This window comes from Roseateles chitinivorans (assembly GCF_050632235.1).
GTDB classification, from domain to species: domain Bacteria; phylum Pseudomonadota; class Gammaproteobacteria; order Burkholderiales; family Burkholderiaceae_C; genus Roseateles; species Roseateles chitinivorans_A.
The window spans coordinates 3,153,553-3,170,394 of sequence record NZ_CP192584.1; the positions used below are offsets into that span (position 1 = coordinate 3,153,553).

The following is a 16,842-nucleotide window of genomic DNA, read 5'->3' on the forward strand; positions in this document are numbered from 1 at the left end:
CCAGGCCTCGGAGCCGCCCCTTGAGGGGCCGCCGAAGGCGGTAGGGGTGGTTCAGAGCAGGTGCTTCACGCCGTTCTGCTCTTCGAGCAGTTCGTCCAGCGTCTTCTTGATCGCGGCTTGCGAGAACTCGTCGATCTCCAGGCCTTGGACGATCTTGTACTCGCCGTTCTCGACGGTGACCGGGTAGCCGAACATCACGTCCTTCGGGATGCCGTAGGAGCCGTCCGACGGGATGCCCATCGTGACCCACTTGCCGTTGGTGCCCAGGGCCCAGTCGCGCATGTGGTCGATGGCGGCGTTGGCGGCCGAGGCGGCCGACGACAGGCCGCGGGCGGCGATGATCGCGGCGCCGCGCTTGCCGACGGTCGGCAGGAAGGTGGTGCGGTTCCACTCTTCATCGTTGATCAGGGCCTTGACCGACTGGCCGTCGATGGTGGCGAAGCGGTAGTCCGCGTACATCGTCGGCGAGTGGTTGCCCCACACGGCCAGCTTCTCGATGCCGGCGACCGGCTTGCCGGTCTTGGCGGCGATCTGCGAGGCGGCGCGGTTGTGGTCCAGGCGCAGCATGGCGGTGAAGTTCTTGGCCGGCAGGTCCGGGGCCGACTTCATCGCGATGTAGGCGTTGGTGTTGGCCGGGTTGCCGACCACCAGCACCTTGACGTTGCGCGAGGCCACGGCGTTCAGGGCCTTGCCCTGCGTGGTGAAGATGGCGCCGTTGATCGACAGCAGTTCGGCGCGTTCCATGCCCGGGCCGCGCGGACGCGAGCCGACCAGCAGCGCGTAGTCGGTGTCCTTGAAGGCGGTCATCGGGTCGCTGTGGGCCTCGATGCCGGCCAGCAGCGGGAAGGCGCAGTCTTCCAGCTCCATGATCACGCCCTTCAGCGCGTTCTGGGCCTTCTCGTCGGGGATCTCCAGCAGTTGCAGGATGACGGGCTGGTCCTTGCCCAGCATCTCGCCGGAAGCGATGCGGAACAGCAGGGCATAGCCGATCTGGCCGGCGGCGCCGGTGACGGCGACGCGAACGGGTTTCTTGCTCATCAGGGTCTCCGAGAAGTGCGAGTGAATGATGCGTGAGGCGCAGTCCGCGCCAGCGGCGGCAAGTGTAGGACAGCACGGCCTCGGCACGGATCGCGATAGGGTCTTCTTCGCCCACCGGTGTGGGGAGCTGCCCCCAAAAGTAGCGCATCGGCATTGCGCGAAACTGACACTCTTCTGTCTTATATAAGACTAATCCGGTCGGACTCCCTCTACAGGGTGGACGCTGTCTCCGGGTTTGTGCTCGAATCGCGCCCCATGTCGCCCCCCGCCGCCCCGGTCCACCCCGTGACGCCGCTCAATGAGCTGGCGCGCGCGGAAGCCGCGCCGTCGTTCAGCCCGCTGTATCGCCAGATCAAGGGACTGATCCTGAAGGGGCTGCAGGCCGGCGAGTGGAAGGCGGGGAGACCATCCCCAGCGAGATGGACCTGGCGGCCCGCTTCGGGGTGAGCCAGGGCACCGTGCGCAAGGCCGTCGACGAGCTCGCCGCCGACAACCTGCTGGTCCGCAAGCAGGGGAAGGGGACCTTCGTCGCCACCCATGCGGAACAGCAGCAGCAATACCGCTTCCTGCGGCTGACGCCGGATGCCGAGGAGGCCTCGTCGCTCGGCCGCCAGCTGCTGGACTGCAAGCGCCAGCGCGCGCCGGCCTTCATCGCCAAGCTGATGCAGCTGCGCGCCGGCGATCCGATGATCGAGATCCGCCGCCTGCTGCACAGCGGCGGTCATCCGGTCGTGCTCGACGACATCTGGCTGCCCGGCGCGCTGTTCAAGGGGCTGACGACCGAGCGGCTGCTCGAGCATCGCGGCCCGTTCTACAGCCTGCTCGAAACCGAATTCAACGTGCCCATGATCCGGGCGCAGGAAAAGATCCGTGCGGTCGCGGCGGAGGCAGACGCCGCCGCGCTGCTGCAGGTAGCGCCCGGCAGTCCGCTGCTGAGCGTGGAGCGGCTCTCCTTCACCTACGGCGACAAGCCGGTGGAGTTGCGCCGCGGTCTCTACAACACTTCCCACCACTTTTATCGCAACAGCCTGAACTGATGCTTTCGCGTTGCGGCGCTGACGTTTTCATGGCAACGCCAGAAGACGAGATGCGCCCAGGACACCCTTCAGGGGTGTTGCGTTGCCATAAAATCTTCGGGTTTCACATTGATTACAAGGTCGGACATGACGGACGCCACCCAAGCCACCAAGAAGAATCGACCGGTCTACACCAACATCCATGTCACGCAGATCGTGTCGTACCGCTTGCCCCCGGCCGGCATCGTCTCGATCCTGCATCGCATCAGCGGCCTGCTGATGTTCTTCCTGCTCCCGTTCGTGATCTGGATGTTCGACACCAGCCTCACGTCCGAGATCTCGTACGAGACCTTCACCGCGGCCTTCGTGTCCGGCATCGGCTTCCTGCCGGGCTGGTTCATCAAGCTCGTGACGCTGGGCCTGATCTGGGGCTACCTGCACCACTTCATCGCCGGCGTGCGCCACCTGTGGATGGACGCCACGCACAGCGTGAGCAAGGCGCAGGGCAAGAACAGCGCGATCGTCACGCTGGTGCTGAGCGTCGTGCTGACGCTGGCGCTCGGCGCCAAGCTGTTCGGCCTGTACTGATCACGCCGCGACCGCACGGCGCGCCGCGCGGTCGGGCTGAGTTCCGACGATTGACCCAAGAGGCAAATCAACAATGACAACCTACGGAAGCAAGCGCATCGTCACCGGTGCGCATTACGGCCTGCGCGACTGGATGGTCCAGCGCGCCACCGCGCTGCTCATGGCGCTGTTCACCCTCGTGCTGCTCGCGCAAGTGCTGTTCACCAGCCAGCCGATCGGCTACGACCTGTGGGCGGGGATCTTCAGCAAGCAGTGGATGAAGTTCCTGACCTTCGCGCTGATCGTGTCCCTGGCGTACCACGCCTGGGTCGGCGTGCGCGACATCTGGATGGATTACGTGAAACCGGTGGGCGTGCGGCTGTTCCTGCACACGTTCACGCTGGTGTGGTTGACGGGTTGCGCGGGTTGGGCGATCCAAGTGCTCTGGAGGCTGTAAGAAATGCAAATCGGAACCTCGCTGCCCAAGCGCAAATTCGATGTGGTGATCGTCGGTGCCGGCGGCTCCGGCATGCGCGCGTCGCTGCAACTGTCCCTGGCCGGCCTGAACGTGGCCGTCCTGTCCAAGGTTTTTCCCACCCGCTCGCACACCGTGGCCGCCCAGGGCGGCATCGGCGCCAGCCTGGGGAACATGTCCGAGGACAACTGGCATTACCACTTCTACGACACCGTCAAGGGCTCGGACTGGCTGGGTGACCAGGACGCCATCGAGTTCATGTGCCGTGAAGCGCCCAAGGTCGTCTACGAGCTCGAACACTTCGGCATGCCGTTCGACCGCAACCCGGACGGCACGATCTACCAGCGTCCGTTCGGCGGCCACACGGCCAACTACGGCGAGAAGCCGGTCCAGCGCGCCTGCGCCGCGGCCGACCGCACCGGCCACGCGCTGCTGCACACGCTGTACCAGCAGAACGTCAAGGCCCGCACCAACTTCTTCGTCGAGTGGATGGCGCTGGACCTGATCCGCGACGCCGACGGCGACTGCGTCGGCGTGACCGCGCTGGAGATGGAGACGGGCGAGGTCCACATCCTCGAAGCGAAGACCGTGCTGCTGGCCACCGGCGGTGCCGGCCGCATCTTCGCCGCGTCGACCAACGCCTTCATCAACACCGGCGACGGCCTGGGCATGGCGGCGCGCGCCGACATCCCGTTGCAGGACATGGAGTTCTGGCAGTTCCACCCGACCGGCGTGGCCGGCGCGGGCGTGCTGCTGACCGAAGGCTGCCGCGGCGAGGGCGCGATCCTGCGCAACGCCAACGGCGAGCGCTTCATGGAGCGTTACGCCCCGACGCTGAAAGACCTGGCACCGCGCGACTTCGTCTCGCGCTGCATGGACCAGGAGATCAAGGAAGGTCGCGGCTGCGGTCCCAACAAGGACTACGTCGTGCTGGACATGACCCACCTGGGCGGCGACACCATCGCCAAGCGCCTGCCGTCGGTGCTGGAGATCGGCCACAACTTCGCCAACGTCGACATCACGAAGGAACCCATCCCCGTCGTGCCGACCATCCATTACCAGATGGGCGGCATCCCGACCAACGTCCACGGCCAGGTCGTCACCCCCAAGGGCGACAACTACAAGGACGTCGTCAACGGCCTGTACGCGGTGGGCGAGTGCTCCTGCGTGTCGGTGCACGGTGCCAACCGCCTGGGCACCAACTCGCTGCTGGACCTGCTGGTCTTCGGTCGCGCCGCGGGCAACCACATCGTCGACGCCGTCAAGAACTCCGGCAAGTCGCACAAGCCGCTGCCCAAGGACGCCGCCGACCAGACGCTGTCGCGCCTGAACCGCCTGGAGTCCAACACCGGCGGCGAATACGCCCAGGGCGTCGCCGACGACCTGCGCGCCGCGATGCAGTCGCACGCCGGCGTGTTCCGCACCAGCAAGCTGCTCGACGAAGGCGTCACTGCCGTCGCCGCGATCCGCGAGCGGGTCAAGAACATCACGCTGAAGGACAAGTCCAAGGTCTTCAACACCGCGCGTGTCGAGGCCCTGGAAGTGGACAACCTGATCGAGGCCGCGCAGGCCACGATCGTGTCCGCCGCCGCGCGCAAGGAATGCCGCGGCGCCCACACGGTGAACGACTTCGAGCGCGGCGCGGACGATGCGGAATTCCCGCTGGGCCGCAACGACAAGGAGTGGATGAAGCACACGCTGTGGCACTCCAAGTCCAACAGCCTGACCTACAAGCCGGTGAATCTGCAACCGCTGACCGTCGATAGCGTCCCCCCGAAGGTCCGTACCTTCTGACCGGCCGCAGGAGCACTCAAACATGATCAAGCGCACCTTCAAGATCTACCGCTACGACCCGGACAAGGACGCCAAGCCGTACATGCAGACCATCGAGCTGGAGCTCGCCGGCAACGAACGCATGCTGCTGGACGCCCTGCTCAAGCTCAAGGCGGTGGATCCCTCGCTGTCCTTCCGCCGCTCGTGCCGCGAAGGCGTCTGCGGCTCCGACGCGATGAACATCAACGGCAAGAACGGTCTGGCCTGCCTGACCAACCTGCGCTCGCTGCCGGACGTCATCATCCTCAAGCCGCTGCCGGGCCTGCCCGTCGTCCGCGACCTGATCGTGGACATGACGCAGTTCTTCAAGCAGTACAACTCGATCCGTCCGTTCCTGGTGAACGAGGAAGCGCCGCCCGAGAAGGAGCGCCTGCAGTCCCCGGAAGAGCGCGACGAGCTCAACGGCCTGTACGAGTGCATCCTGTGCGCGAGCTGCTCGACCAGCTGCCCCAGCTTCTGGTGGAACCCCGACAAGTTCGTCGGCCCCGCCGGCCTGCTGCAGGCCTACCGCTTCATCGCCGACAGCCGCGACCAGGCCACCGCGGAGCGCCTCGACAACCTCGAGGACCCGTACCGCCTGTTCCGCTGCCACACCATCATGAACTGTGTCGACGTCTGCCCCAAGGGTCTCAACCCGACGAAGGCGATCGGCAAGATCAAGGAATTGATGGTGCGTCGCACCGTCTGAGCCCGCTCGCACGCGAATCCACGCGAACTCACGCACACGCATGAACGCCGCCGACACGAACACCCTCATCGATGAGAGGGATCTCTCCAAGCTCAAATGGCGTTGCCGCCGCGGGCTGTTGGAGAATGATCTTTTCATCGAGCGGTTCTTCCGGCGGCACGAAGGCGCGTTGACCGAATTCCACGCGGAAGGCCTGCGTCAGCTGATGGACCTGTCGGACAACGACCTGCTCGATCTGATGCTGGCCCGCAAGGAACCGGCCGACGAGCTGGACCGGCCCGACGTTCATGCCGTGCTCGCGATGCTGCGGACCCCTCAGTAACCAGAACCCCCGAAGTCATAAGGAATGCCCATGACCCCGTCTGACGTCAAAGCCACCCTGTCGTTCTCCGATGGCAGCCCGCAAATGGATCTGCCCCTGTACAAGGGCACCATCGGTCCGGATGTGATCGACATCCGCAAGCTTTACGCGCAGACCGGCAAGTTCACCTACGACCCGGGCTTCCTGTCGACGGCGTCGTGCAACTCCACGATCACCTACATCGACGGCGACAAGGGCGAGCTGCTGTACCGCGGCTACCCGATCGAACAGCTGGCGACCAACTGCGACTACCTCGAGACCTGCTACCTGCTGCTGTACGGCGAGCTGCCCAGCCCGTCGCAGAAGGAAGAGTTCGTCAATCGCGTGACCAACCACACCATGGTCAACGAGCAGATGCAGTTCTTCCTGCGCGGCTTCCGTCGCGACGCGCATCCGATGGCGGTCATGACGGGCCTGGTGGGCGCGCTGTCGGCCTTCTATCACGACAGCACCGACATCAATAATCCCGAGCACCGCGAGATCGCCGCGATCCGCCTGATCGCGAAGATGCCGACGCTGGTGGCGATGGCCTACAAGTACACGATCGGCCAGCCCTACATCTATCCGAAGAACGATCTCTCGTACGCCGGCAACTTCATGCGCATGATGTTCGCCACGCCGTGCGAGGAGTACAAGCCCAACGACGTGCTGGTCCGCGCGATGGACCGCATCTTCACGCTGCATGCCGACCACGAGCAGAACGCGTCGACCTCGACCGTGCGCCTGTGCGGCTCGTCGGGCACCAACCCGTTCGCGGCCATCGCCGCGGGCGTGGCCTGCCTGTGGGGCCCGGCGCACGGCGGCGCCAACGAGGCCTGCCTGAACATGCTCAACGACATCCAGCAGATGGGTGGCGTGGCCAAGATCGGCGAGTTCATCAAGCAGGTCAAGGACAAGAACAGCAACGTCAAGCTGATGGGCTTCGGCCACCGGGTCTACAAGAACTACGACCCGCGCGCCAAGCTGATGCGCGAGACCTGCCATGAAGTCCTGAACGAACTGGGCCTGCACGACGACCCGCTGTTCAAGCTGGCGATGGAGCTGGAGAAGATCGCGCTGGAAGACGAATACTTCGTCGCCCGCAAGCTGTACCCGAACGTCGACTTCTACTCCGGCATCGTGCAGCGCGCCATCGGCATCCCGGTGCCGCTGTTCACGGCGATCTTCGCGCTGGCCCGCACGGTCGGCTGGATCGCCCAGCTGAACGAGATGATCGGCGACCCCGAGTACAAGATCGGCCGTCCGCGTCAGCTGTTCGTCGGCGCCACCCCGCGCAACGTCACGCCGATCGCGCAACGCTGATCAGCTGACTTCGAACCGGAATGCCGGTTCGCATCACCAAGCCCCTGAGCCTCGGCCAGGGGCTTTTTCTTTCCGCAGGCCGCAAGACCTGACCCGACGTCAACGTGAGAGGGTGGGGCCGGAGTGATGCTGGGGGTTCGCGGACGCGATGCCCCCTGCGTCGCGGAGAGCCCGCGCTTGGCGACTCGGGGTAGGGCAGCCCTCGAAAAACGCGCTTGAATATTTGATGCGCGGGCTTCCCCGGCCGGAAGCGCGTCGCCCTTGGGTTATGCTTTGCAAACGTTTGCAATTGACTGAACCAGCCAGTTTGGCACGAGCAGAGGACCGGATCGACCGATGAGCACCATCAAGGATGTGGCCGCGCTGGCGGGGGTGTCCTTCACCACGGTGTCGCACGTGCTGAACAACACGCGGCCGGTGAGTGCCGAGGCCCGCGCGCGGGTGCTGGCGGCGGTCGACGAGATCGGTTACCTGCCCAGCGCGGTGGCCCGGTCGCTGCGTCGCAGCGAGACCAAGATCGTCGGCGTGCTGGTGCCCAACGTGCGCAACCCGTTCTTCGCGGAGCTGGTCGTCGGCGCCGAGGAGTGGTGCCGGCAGGCGGGGTATTCGGTCTTCCTCTGCAACTCGGACAACGATCCCAAACACCAGCAGGCGTATCTGCGCACGCTGCTGGAGAAGCGCATCGACGGCTTGCTGCTGAGCTCCGCCGGCGACGCCGAGACGCTGGCCAGCACCTTCCGCCATGCGAGCGTGCCGGTCGTGACCGTGGACCGACTGGTGCCCGGCGCGCGCGCGGACCGCGTCAGCGTCAACAACCAGCTCGGCGCCTTCGAGGTCGTCCGCCATCTGCTGGAACTGGGTCATCGCCGCATCGGCTGCGTGAGCGGCCCCGCCGAATTCGAGGTGACCACCGAGCGGGTCGCCGGCTGGCGCAATGCGATGCAGCAGCGCGGTCTGGACGCCCGTGCCGAGTGGCTGGCCGAGAGCGACTTCAGCACCGCCGGCGGCTACGAGGCCGTCAAGGCGCTGCTGACCCGCCAGCCCGAGTTGACGGCGGTCTTCACCTGCAACGACCTGATGGGCATGGGCGCGCTGCGCGCCGCGGCCGAACTCGGCTTGAACGTCCCGCGTCAGCTGTCGGTCGTGGGCTTCGACGCCATCGAACTCGGCAGCTATGTCTATCCCGCGCTGACCAGCGTGGGCTGCTCGATCCGCGACCTGGGCCGGGAGGCCGGCCGCGCGCTGATCGAGCGCATCGAGAATCCCCAGGCGCCCTTCAAGGACCTGCAACTCGTGCCGCAGGTCGTGCTGCGCGAGAGCACTGCGGCGCCGTCGTCTCCGGAGCTTTCATGACTTCAGCAAAGGCTGCGGCCACCGTGGTGGTGGTGGGCAGCGTCAACATGGACCTCGTGGCCCACGCCGCGCGTCTGCCCGCGCCGGGCGAGACCCTGATCGGCGAGGCCTTCGCCGGCACGCCGGGCGGCAAGGGCGGCAACCAGGCGGTGGCCGCGTCGCGGCTGGGCGCCGAGGTGGCGCTGATCGGCCGTATCGGGATGCGTCAGCACGGGCAGGACCTGCTGAAGGCGCTGGAGGCTGAACGCGTGCATGTCCAGGCGATCCGCCGTGACGAGACCGCGTGGCCCGGCGTGGCGGTGATCATGGTCGCCAGCGAGGGCGGCGAGAACGCGATCGTCGTCGTGCCCGGCAGCAATGCGGACCTGGACGCGGCCGACGTGGAGCAGGGCGGGGCCTTGCTGCGCCAGGCCAAGGTCGTCGTGGCGCAGCTGGAAGTGCCGGTGCCGGCGATCCAGCGCGCCTTCGAGATCGCCCGGGAAGCCGGCGTGATCACGGTGCTCAACGCCGCGCCCGCGCAGGACCTGCCGGCGGCGCTGCTGGCCTTGAGCGACTGGCTGATCGTCAACGAGACCGAAGCCCTGCAACTGGCCCGCGACGTGGCGCTGCCCGGCGATGCCGACGGCATCGCGATCGCACGGGCGACCGCCTCGCATCTGCGGACGCTGGGACCTCGCCATGTGCTGGTGACGCTGGGCGGCGCCGGCGCCTGGCTGCTCAGCGACGAGCATCCCGACGGGCTGCATCTGCGCGCCTCGCGCGTCGACGCCGTGGACACGGTCGGCGCCGGCGACACGCTGGTGGGCGGACTCGCGGTCGGCCTGGCCGAGGGCCTGGTGCCCGCCCGCGCCGCCGCGCTGGGGCAACTGGCGGCGGCGCTCGCGGTCAGCCGCACCGGCGTGCAGCAGGCGATGCCGCACCGCTCGGAACTGCCGGAATTGCCCGAGCTCGCCGAGCTGATCGCGAACGGGGCACACTCCGGCGACGGCAACCCCTGACCCTGGAGCGCAGTACCCCATGGACAGCATGATCTCCGCATCGGACCGCATCCCGGTCCTCTTCGACACCGACCCCGGCATCGACGACGCGCTCGCGCTCGCGCTGCTGGCCTGTCATCCCCGCTTCGAGCTGGTGGCCGTCACGACGGCCTTCGGCAACGGCCCCGTCGCCACGACCACGCGCAACGCGCGCGGGCTGACCGCGCTCTACGGCCAGGACGTGCCCGTCGCCGCCGGCGCCGAAGGCCCGTTGCGCGACGAGCGCCGTCGCAAGGACGCCGCGCATGTGCACGGTGATGATGGCCTCGGCGGCGTCGCCCACCGCCTGCCGGCGCCGACACGGCCGCTCGATCCGCGGCCTGCGCATCGACTGATCTGCGATCTGGTCAACGAGCGGCCCGACGAGATCACGCTGGTGGCCGTCGGCCCGTTCACGAACCTCGCGCTTGCGCTGGCGCACGACCCGGCGATCGCCGGCAAGGTCAAGCGCGTCGTCGTGATGGGCGGCGCCTTCGGCCTGAAGGGCCACGGCGGCAACGTGTCGCCGGTGGCCGAAGCCAACATCATGGCCGACCCCGAAGCCGCGGACCAGGTCTTCACCGCCGCCTGGCCGGTGACCATCGTCGGCCTGGACGTGACGCAGGAAGCGATCATGCGCGAGGCCGACCTGGCGAAGCTGCGCGGCCGTGGCGATGGCGCGGGCGACCTGCTCTGGGAGGCCACGCGCCACTACCAGCAGTTCTACGATGCGCGCGACGGCATCGGCGGCATCTACGCGCACGACGCGAGCGCCGCGGCGATCCTGCTGGTGCCGGACGCCTTCACGCTGCGTGCGGGCCCGGTGCGCGTGGCGCTGGAGGGCATCGCCACCGGCCAGACCATCCAGGACTGGCGCAACGAGCACGGCGCCGGCACGCCCTGGAGCGGCCATCCGGCGCAGCAGGTCTGCGTCGCGGTCGACGCGGCGCGCGTGCTGGCGCTGTTCGACGAGATCTTCTGAATCCGCGCCGCCGCGACGATGTGATCCACCGCCGTCGCGACGGCGTCGCCAAGAATCAAGACAATGCACGCTCGCGCCGAGCGGCGTGAGCAAGGAGAACCTGAATGACGACCCAAGCCGTGAAGCTGCTGTTGCCCCGCTGGCTGATCACCATGACCCCGGACAGCCCGGTGCTCGAGCAGCACGCGCTGGCCATCGAAGGCGAGCGCATCGCCGCCGTCCTGCCGCGCGAGGAAGCGCTCAAGCGCTACGCCGACGCCGAGCGCGTCGAGCTCCCGAACCATGTGCTGATCCCCGGCCTGATCAACGCGCACACGCACTCGGCGATGTCGCTGCTGCGCGGCGTCGCGGACGACCTCGCGCTGATGGACTGGCTCAACAACCACATCTGGCCGCTGGAGCGCCAGTGGGTCAGCGAGGACTGGACCTACCAGGGCTCGCTGCTGTCCGCGGCCGAAGCGCTGCGCGGCGGCGTGACCTACCTGAACGACATGTACTTCTTCCCGACCGCGATGGCTCGCGCGGCGGTGGACAGCGGCATCCGCGCCGGCGTGTCGATCAACGTCATCGACTTCCCGACCGGCTACGCCGCCAACGCGCAGGACTACATCGACAAGGGCCTCGCCGCCTACGAGCAGTTCAAGGGCGAGAAGCTGCTGGACTGGACCAGCGCGCCGCATGCGCCGTACACGGTCTCGGACGAGACCTTCATCCAGCTGCGCGAGCTGGCCGAGAAGTACGACCTGCAGATGCACTGCCACATCCACGAGACGCAGGACGAGATCGACGGCAGCGTGAAGCAGTACGGTGAGCGTCCGCTGGCGCGCCTGAACAAGCTGGGCCTGCTGAACGCGAAGATGATCGCCGTCCACATGGTCCACCTGACCCCGGACGAGATCGACCTCGTCGCGAAGCAGGGCGTGCACCTGGTCCACAACCCGAGCTCCAACCTGAAGCTGGCGTCCGGCGTCGCGCCGGTGAAGGCCCTGGAAGCGGCCGGCGTCAACACCATCCTCGGGACCGACGGCGCAGCCTCCAACAACCGGCAGGACATGTTCAGCGAGATCCGCGCCGCGGCGCTGCTCGCCAAGGGCGTCACCGGCGACCCGCTGACCGTCACCGCGCGCACCGCGCTGGAGATGGCCACCGTGCGCGCCGCCAAGGCCATGGGCCGGGCGAACGACCTGGGCACGCTCGAGGCCGGCAAGCTGGCCGACGTGGTCGCGGTGGCGCTGGACTCGATCGAATGCCAGCCCGTGTATCACGCCGATGCGCAGCTCGTTTATGTCGCCGGGCGTGAACATGTCACGGATGTCTGGGTGGGCGGCCGCCAGGTGCTGTCGAATCGCAACGTTCTGACCTTCGACACGCAGGCTTTGCTTGGGCGGGTAGCGGACATCGTGGCTAAGATGCGCGCGGGGCGCTGATCCCCCTGAACATGGGGGTCTCGGCGCCGAGGGGCCGGCGGCGATCTGACCGCCGGCGTGCTGGAGACACAGCCGGCCGCCACCGCGCGCCGGCGGGACAGACCACCTATGAGCAAGCCTACACGGCACCGGCCCCTGAGCCGGTTCGCCGCTTCCATCGCCACCGCACTGGTGGCCTTCGGCCTCAGCGCCGCCGCGCATGCGGACATCCTGATCGGCCAGACCGCCGGTTTCACCGGCCAGGTGTCGGCCAGCGTCAAGGAACTGACGCTGGGCGCCAAGCTCTACATCGACAAGGTCAACGCCACCGGCGGCGTCAACGGCCAGAAGATCGACCTGCAGTCGCTGGACGACGGCTTCGATCCCAAGCGTGCCGCCGCGAACGCGCAGACGCTGATCGACAAGGGCGCGGTCGCCTTGTTCCTGACACGCGGCACGCCGCACACGCAGGCCGTGATGCCGCTGCTGGAGAAGGGTCAGGTGCCGCTGATCGCGCCGTCGACCGGCGCGATGCTGCTGCACAAGCCGGTCCATCCGTTCGTGTTCAACGTGCGCTCGACCTACCAGCGTGAAGCCGAGCGCGCCGTCCAGCTGCTGCTGGAGATGGGCAACACGCGCATCGCGCTGGTGCAGGTGAACGACACCTTCGGCGCGGACGGCATCGCCGGGGCGATGACGGGCTTCAACGACCGCAAGATGAAGCCGGTCGCCCACTTCACCTATGAGCGCGAGAAGCCGGACATCGCCGGCGTGGTCAAGCAGCTGATCGCCGCGGACCCGCAGGTCGTGCTGCTGGTCGCGTCGCAGCAGATCACCGCCGACACGATCAATGCGCTGCGCGCGGCCGGTTCGCGCATCCTGGGCGCCACCCTGTCCAACAACGCCTCCAACGGCTTCGTCCAGCTGCTGGGCCAGAACGCTGCCGGCATCATCGTCTCGCAGGTCTTCCCGAGCGAGCGTTCGACCAACGTGCCGATGGTCCGGGAACTGGGCGATCTGGTGAAGGCGCACCCCACGGAGTCCGCGGGGCAGGTCACGCCGGCCATGATGGAGGGCTTCGCGTCCGCCAAGGTGCTGGTCGAGGCGCTCAAGCGCGCCGGCAAGGATCCCAGCCGCGCCGCGATCCAGAAGGTGCTCAACAGCATGACGCGCTACGACCTCGGCGGGATGGAGGTGGGCTACTCGCCGACCGACCATACCGGCACGAACTACGCCGACATCGCGATCATCGATCCGCGAGGACGCTTCCTGCGCTGATCCCGGCCCGGGATCTCCCCGCGACGGGCGCCTTCGGGCGCCCGTTCTGCTTTCTGCCTCGACATCGCAACGGCCGCCGCTGACGGGGCAGCGACCTGCTCCGGATATTCCGTGACTTCAGTCGAGGATACGGATTCAGTGGTCGATCAGAAAATTCGGGATTCGAATCTTTGGAAACTGCTGCGCTGACGTCGACAAATGCATTTTTGAGTGACTGGCAAACTGATCGCAGTCGGTGACACTGCGATCAATAGTGCGCAAATGGATGGATGCCATGAGAAACATGTACGCGGTCTCGATCGGGCTCGCGCTTTCCGGTGGAGGTTGTCTGTTGGCCGAACGAACCGAATCGTTGACCCCTGGCCATCCCTTATTTGAACTTACTGTCATTGGTTATCTGCTGGCGATGGGCGGCGGCATGCTGTTCATCGCGTGCCTGGCCGCCAGCGCGGAAGACTGGATCAAAGGCCGATGGCGTCGGGGCGCAAGGCCCATCGACGAGGAATGGACACCCCCTCCGCCGCGCGTCCTGGACCACCACTGAATTCAGTAGTCTGGCCTTTTTGCCTTTACTTGCTTCGGTGATTGCTCGTTTCTGCTCGCTCGCGAAACTGTGCCCGCCTTTGGGTAATGGGATAACGAGTGAGAAGGAGCCCGCGAATGAGTATCGCCGTCGTGATCATCGAGGACGAGGCCACCGTCATGAAAAGGTTGGTGGACGTGATTTCAAACAGCAGCTTTTGCGAGGTGGTGGGCGTCGCCAAGAATCGTGGCGAAGCGGTGGCGGCGATCCTCGCCAATCGCGCCGACCTGTACATCGTCGACCTGGGGCTGCCGGATGTCGACGGCGTCGAACTGATCCGGTTGATCCAGGACAAGTGCCCGGAGTCGCGCAGCGTCGTCGTCAGCACCTTCGGCGACAGCAAGCATGTGATGCGCAGCCTGCGGGCCGGGGCGAGCGGCTACCTGCTCAAGGACGAGATCCAGCCGGCGATGGTGGACAAGCTCGTCAGCGCGCACAACGGTCAGGCGCCGCTGAGCCCGGCGGTCGCGCAACTCGTCGTCGAGCGGATCACGATGCTCGAGAACAACGTGCGGCCCCCTGTCGACCGGCAGAAGCTGCTGCGCGACCTCGGACTGGGTGAACGGGAGTGGGAGGTGCTGCGGCACCTCGTCGACGGATTGCCCATCGTCGAGATCGGGCGTCGGCTCAGCATCTCGCATCACACCGTCAACCAGCATCTGCGCAGCGTCTACCGCAAGCTGGGGGTGAAGTCGCGGGCGATGGCCGCCAACGCGGCGCGCCTGCACGGGCTCATCGATGAGTAGTCCGCGGCGCAGTTCGCTGAAGACGGTGTTCTTCTGGCTGACCTTCTTCGTCCTGGCCTTGCTGGTGGTGGCGACCAGCAGCCTGGCGACGCGGGTCTACCGTGTCGAGGGCGCCCAGGACCTGGAGATCGTCCAGGCCAGCGCCGATGCCGGCGATGCCGGTCCGGAGACCTCCCGGCTGGAGGGGCCGGTCCTTGCCCACCAGCGGGCTTTCGCGCTGCCTTACTTCCACGACGTCGGCCAGTCGGTCGGATTGAAGCGGGCGAGATTCCGGATCGACCTGGATCGCTACCTGTCCCGGCCGCCACCGTGCTGCCCCGCGCGGGCAGGCGCGCCGTTCCACGGCGATTCGCGGATCCCCGGGACCAGCCTGCTGATCAGCCAGGCCCTGGACGGCATGGACGTCTATCTGAACGGCGTCTGGGTCGCCGGCCTGCCGAAGTCGACGGCCGACGCGCGCTACAAGTGGTACCGCCCCTTGCAGGTGCCGCTGGCGCGCAGCCTCGTGCAGCCGGAAGGCAATGTGCTGACCGTCGAACTCACGACCTGGGACCGGCAGATCCACATCGCGCCGCTGTACATCGGCGATCTCGACACCATCTCCTACATCAGCGAGCTGACCCTGTTCGTCGGGACGTCCCTGGCCAATGCCTCCAATGTGTTCTGCCTGCTGGCCGGCATGTTCATGCTGGGCGCGTGGCTGGCGAACCGCCGGGAGGGCGCCGTGTTCCTGCATGCGGGTGCGACGACGGTGCTGTGGTCGGTGCTCTTCTCGCTGGTGCTGCTGCCGTACGTGCCGGCCGCGCTGGTGCCGCTGTGGCTCTGGGCCCAGTACGCCTGCATCGGCGGCGTCGTGGTGGTGTTGACGCTGTTCCTCTTCGCCTTCGTCGGCGAACCGCTGGGGCGGCGCGGGATGCTGGCCCTGTTCGGCGTGGCGGCCTTCGCGGCGGCGTCATACCCGCTGCTGGGACCGCGCGGACGCGAGTGGCTCGACGCGTACTGGCTGCCGGTCCTGCTCGTGTTCCATCTCTACGCCTGCTCGCGACTCGCGTTGCATGTGGCGCGGACGCGTTCGCGCACGGCCCTGTCGCTGCTGTTCCAGTCCGTGCTGGCGCAGGTCTTCGCGCTGCGCGACCGCAACGCGGTGCGGCAGCTCGTCATGTTCCCGATGCCGGACGCCGGCTGGTCGCTGTCGCACCTGCTGGTGACGCCGATCTTCCTGAGCCACCTGAGCGTGCCGCTGCTGCTGTTCGTCGTCGCGCAGATCCTGTTGACGAAGTTCCAGACGAACGTGAAGCGCGTGCGCGACAACAACCGCATCCTCTCGGACACCTTGCAGCAGCGCGAACGGGAGCTGCTGGTCAGCTACAACCGGCAGCGCGAGATGGAAGCCGACTCCGCCGCGCAGGCCGAGCGCGACCGGATCTACCGGGACCTGCATGACGGCATCGGCTCCAAGCTGGTCACGACGCTGTTCAGCGTGCGCGACCGGGACATCGACCACGACCGCCTCGAGCGCGGGCTGATGGACGCGCTGAAGGACCTCCGGGAGATCATCTCGGTGACGGACCTCCACGAGCAGCGGACGGTCCACGACATCCTGTTCACCTACTGCAGCAATCTCGACGATTCGCTGACCCGGGCCGATTTCCAGATCGAGTACGACATTCCTGACGGACCGGAGATCGTCCTGCTGGCCGACCTGTCCAAGCAGGTGATGCGGATCGTCGAGGAATCCGTCGCCAACACCATCAAGTACGCCCGGGCGAGCCGGCTCTTGATCCGCATGAGGGTGCCGCAGGGCGAGCGACTGGAGGTGCTCATCGAGGACAACGGCCAGTCCGGGGCGGCGCAGCGTGACGCTCTCGAAGGGGGCGCCGAGGGCTCTCGCGAGGGAGCCCGCGAGGGCTCCGGCGACGACGTGTCGCCGCTGGCCGGCGGCACCGGCCTGGACGGCCTGCGCCGTCGCGCCGAACGCATCGGCGCGCGCTTCCATTTCGAACGCACGCCGCAGGGCGCGCGAACCTCGTTGAGCCTCCCGTTGACGATATCGCGGGTTCCGAACCCAGCAAACGAGTCGGTCGGCGACTGTTCCCAGTCGGAAACCGCTGCATTGCCACTGAGCTGAGCCATCGAACCTTCGGCCGTTCCTGGAAATACTGACGTCCCGCCCGGGCATCCGGGTCTGTCGACGATCT

Annotated in this window: 15 protein-coding genes and 1 pseudogene; 15 read left to right on the plus strand and 1 reads right to left on the minus strand. The window is 67.0% G+C overall.

Annotation, left to right across the window (positions count from 1 at the left end):
* Positions 1 to 51 precede the first annotated feature (51 nt).
* On the minus strand, positions 52 to 1,038 hold the full coding sequence (locus ACQ859_RS14300) for a malate dehydrogenase (protein WP_431266334.1): 987 nt from the start codon (positions 1,036 to 1,038) through the stop codon (positions 52 to 54).
* A 255-nt stretch (positions 1,039 to 1,293) separates the two neighbouring features.
* Between ACQ859_RS14300 and ACQ859_RS14305 the strand changes: the two are divergent.
* The 15 genes and pseudogenes from ACQ859_RS14305 to ACQ859_RS14375 all read left to right on the plus strand — a co-directional run bounded on the left by ACQ859_RS14305 (position 1,294) and on the right by ACQ859_RS14375 (position 16,772).
* Positions 1,294 to 2,075, plus strand: a pseudogene (locus tag ACQ859_RS14305) (GntR family transcriptional regulator).
* Positions 2,076 to 2,201: 126 nt separating this feature from the next.
* Positions 2,202 to 2,642, plus strand: a complete 441-nt coding sequence (gene sdhC, locus ACQ859_RS14310) for a succinate dehydrogenase, cytochrome b556 subunit (RefSeq protein ID WP_431257945.1) — start codon at positions 2,202 to 2,204, stop codon at positions 2,640 to 2,642.
* Positions 2,643 to 2,715: 73 nt separating this feature from the next.
* Positions 2,716 to 3,078: a succinate dehydrogenase, hydrophobic membrane anchor protein gene (sdhD, locus tag ACQ859_RS14315; RefSeq protein WP_331614721.1), complete on the plus strand. Its 363-nt coding sequence runs from the start codon at positions 2,716 to 2,718 to the stop codon at positions 3,076 to 3,078.
* A gap of 3 nt (positions 3,079 to 3,081) precedes the next feature.
* Positions 3,082 to 4,890 carry a succinate dehydrogenase flavoprotein subunit gene (gene sdhA, locus ACQ859_RS14320; RefSeq protein WP_431266335.1) on the plus strand — a complete coding sequence of 603 codons (1,809 nt, stop codon included), beginning with the start codon at positions 3,082 to 3,084 and terminating at the stop codon, positions 4,888 to 4,890.
* 22 nt (positions 4,891 to 4,912) lie between these two features.
* On the plus strand, positions 4,913 to 5,617 hold the full coding sequence (locus ACQ859_RS14325; RefSeq protein WP_067273709.1) for a succinate dehydrogenase iron-sulfur subunit: 705 nt from the start codon (positions 4,913 to 4,915) through the stop codon (positions 5,615 to 5,617).
* Positions 5,618 to 5,657: 40 nt separating this feature from the next.
* Positions 5,658 to 5,939, plus strand: coding sequence for a succinate dehydrogenase assembly factor 2 (locus ACQ859_RS14330; protein ID WP_377155548.1), 282 nt, complete (start codon positions 5,658 to 5,660; stop codon positions 5,937 to 5,939).
* Positions 5,940 to 5,969: 30 nt separating this feature from the next.
* Positions 5,970 to 7,280, plus strand: a complete 1,311-nt coding sequence (gene gltA / locus ACQ859_RS14335) for a citrate synthase (protein WP_088408872.1) — start codon at positions 5,970 to 5,972, stop codon at positions 7,278 to 7,280.
* A gap of 336 nt (positions 7,281 to 7,616) precedes the next feature.
* Positions 7,617 to 8,633 carry a LacI family DNA-binding transcriptional regulator gene (locus ACQ859_RS14340; RefSeq protein ID WP_431266336.1) on the plus strand — a complete coding sequence of 339 codons (1,017 nt, stop codon included), beginning with the start codon at positions 7,617 to 7,619 and terminating at the stop codon, positions 8,631 to 8,633.
* Positions 8,630 to 9,631: a ribokinase gene (locus ACQ859_RS14345; protein WP_431266337.1), complete on the plus strand. Its 1,002-nt coding sequence runs from the start codon at positions 8,630 to 8,632 to the stop codon at positions 9,629 to 9,631. The genes ACQ859_RS14340 and ACQ859_RS14345 overlap by 4 nt, the downstream gene beginning before the upstream one ends.
* 19 nt (positions 9,632 to 9,650) lie before the next feature.
* Complete coding sequence (locus ACQ859_RS14350; protein WP_431266338.1) at positions 9,651 to 10,631, plus strand: nucleoside hydrolase; 981 nt, start codon at positions 9,651 to 9,653, stop codon at positions 10,629 to 10,631.
* Positions 10,632 to 10,735: 104 nt separating this feature from the next.
* Positions 10,736 to 12,058, plus strand: a complete 1,323-nt coding sequence (locus ACQ859_RS14355) for a TRZ/ATZ family hydrolase (protein WP_431266339.1) — start codon at positions 10,736 to 10,738, stop codon at positions 12,056 to 12,058.
* Between the two features lie 108 nt (positions 12,059 to 12,166).
* Entirely contained in the window at positions 12,167 to 13,315 is a 1,149-nt protein-coding gene (locus ACQ859_RS14360; protein WP_431266340.1) for an ABC transporter substrate-binding protein, read from the plus strand.
* 274 nt (positions 13,316 to 13,589) lie between these two features.
* Positions 13,590 to 13,859: a hypothetical protein gene (locus tag ACQ859_RS14365; protein WP_431266341.1), complete on the plus strand. Its 270-nt coding sequence runs from the start codon at positions 13,590 to 13,592 to the stop codon at positions 13,857 to 13,859.
* Between the two features lie 116 nt (positions 13,860 to 13,975).
* The gene (locus ACQ859_RS14370) at positions 13,976 to 14,644 is read left to right on the plus strand and encodes a response regulator (protein WP_431266342.1); all 669 of its coding nucleotides are present in this window, start codon (positions 13,976 to 13,978) and stop codon (positions 14,642 to 14,644) included.
* Positions 14,637 to 16,772 carry an ATP-binding protein gene (locus ACQ859_RS14375; protein ID WP_431266343.1) on the plus strand — a complete coding sequence of 712 codons (2,136 nt, stop codon included), beginning with the start codon at positions 14,637 to 14,639 and terminating at the stop codon, positions 16,770 to 16,772. The genes ACQ859_RS14370 and ACQ859_RS14375 overlap by 8 nt, the downstream gene beginning before the upstream one ends.
* Positions 16,773 to 16,842: the final 70 nt, after the last annotated feature.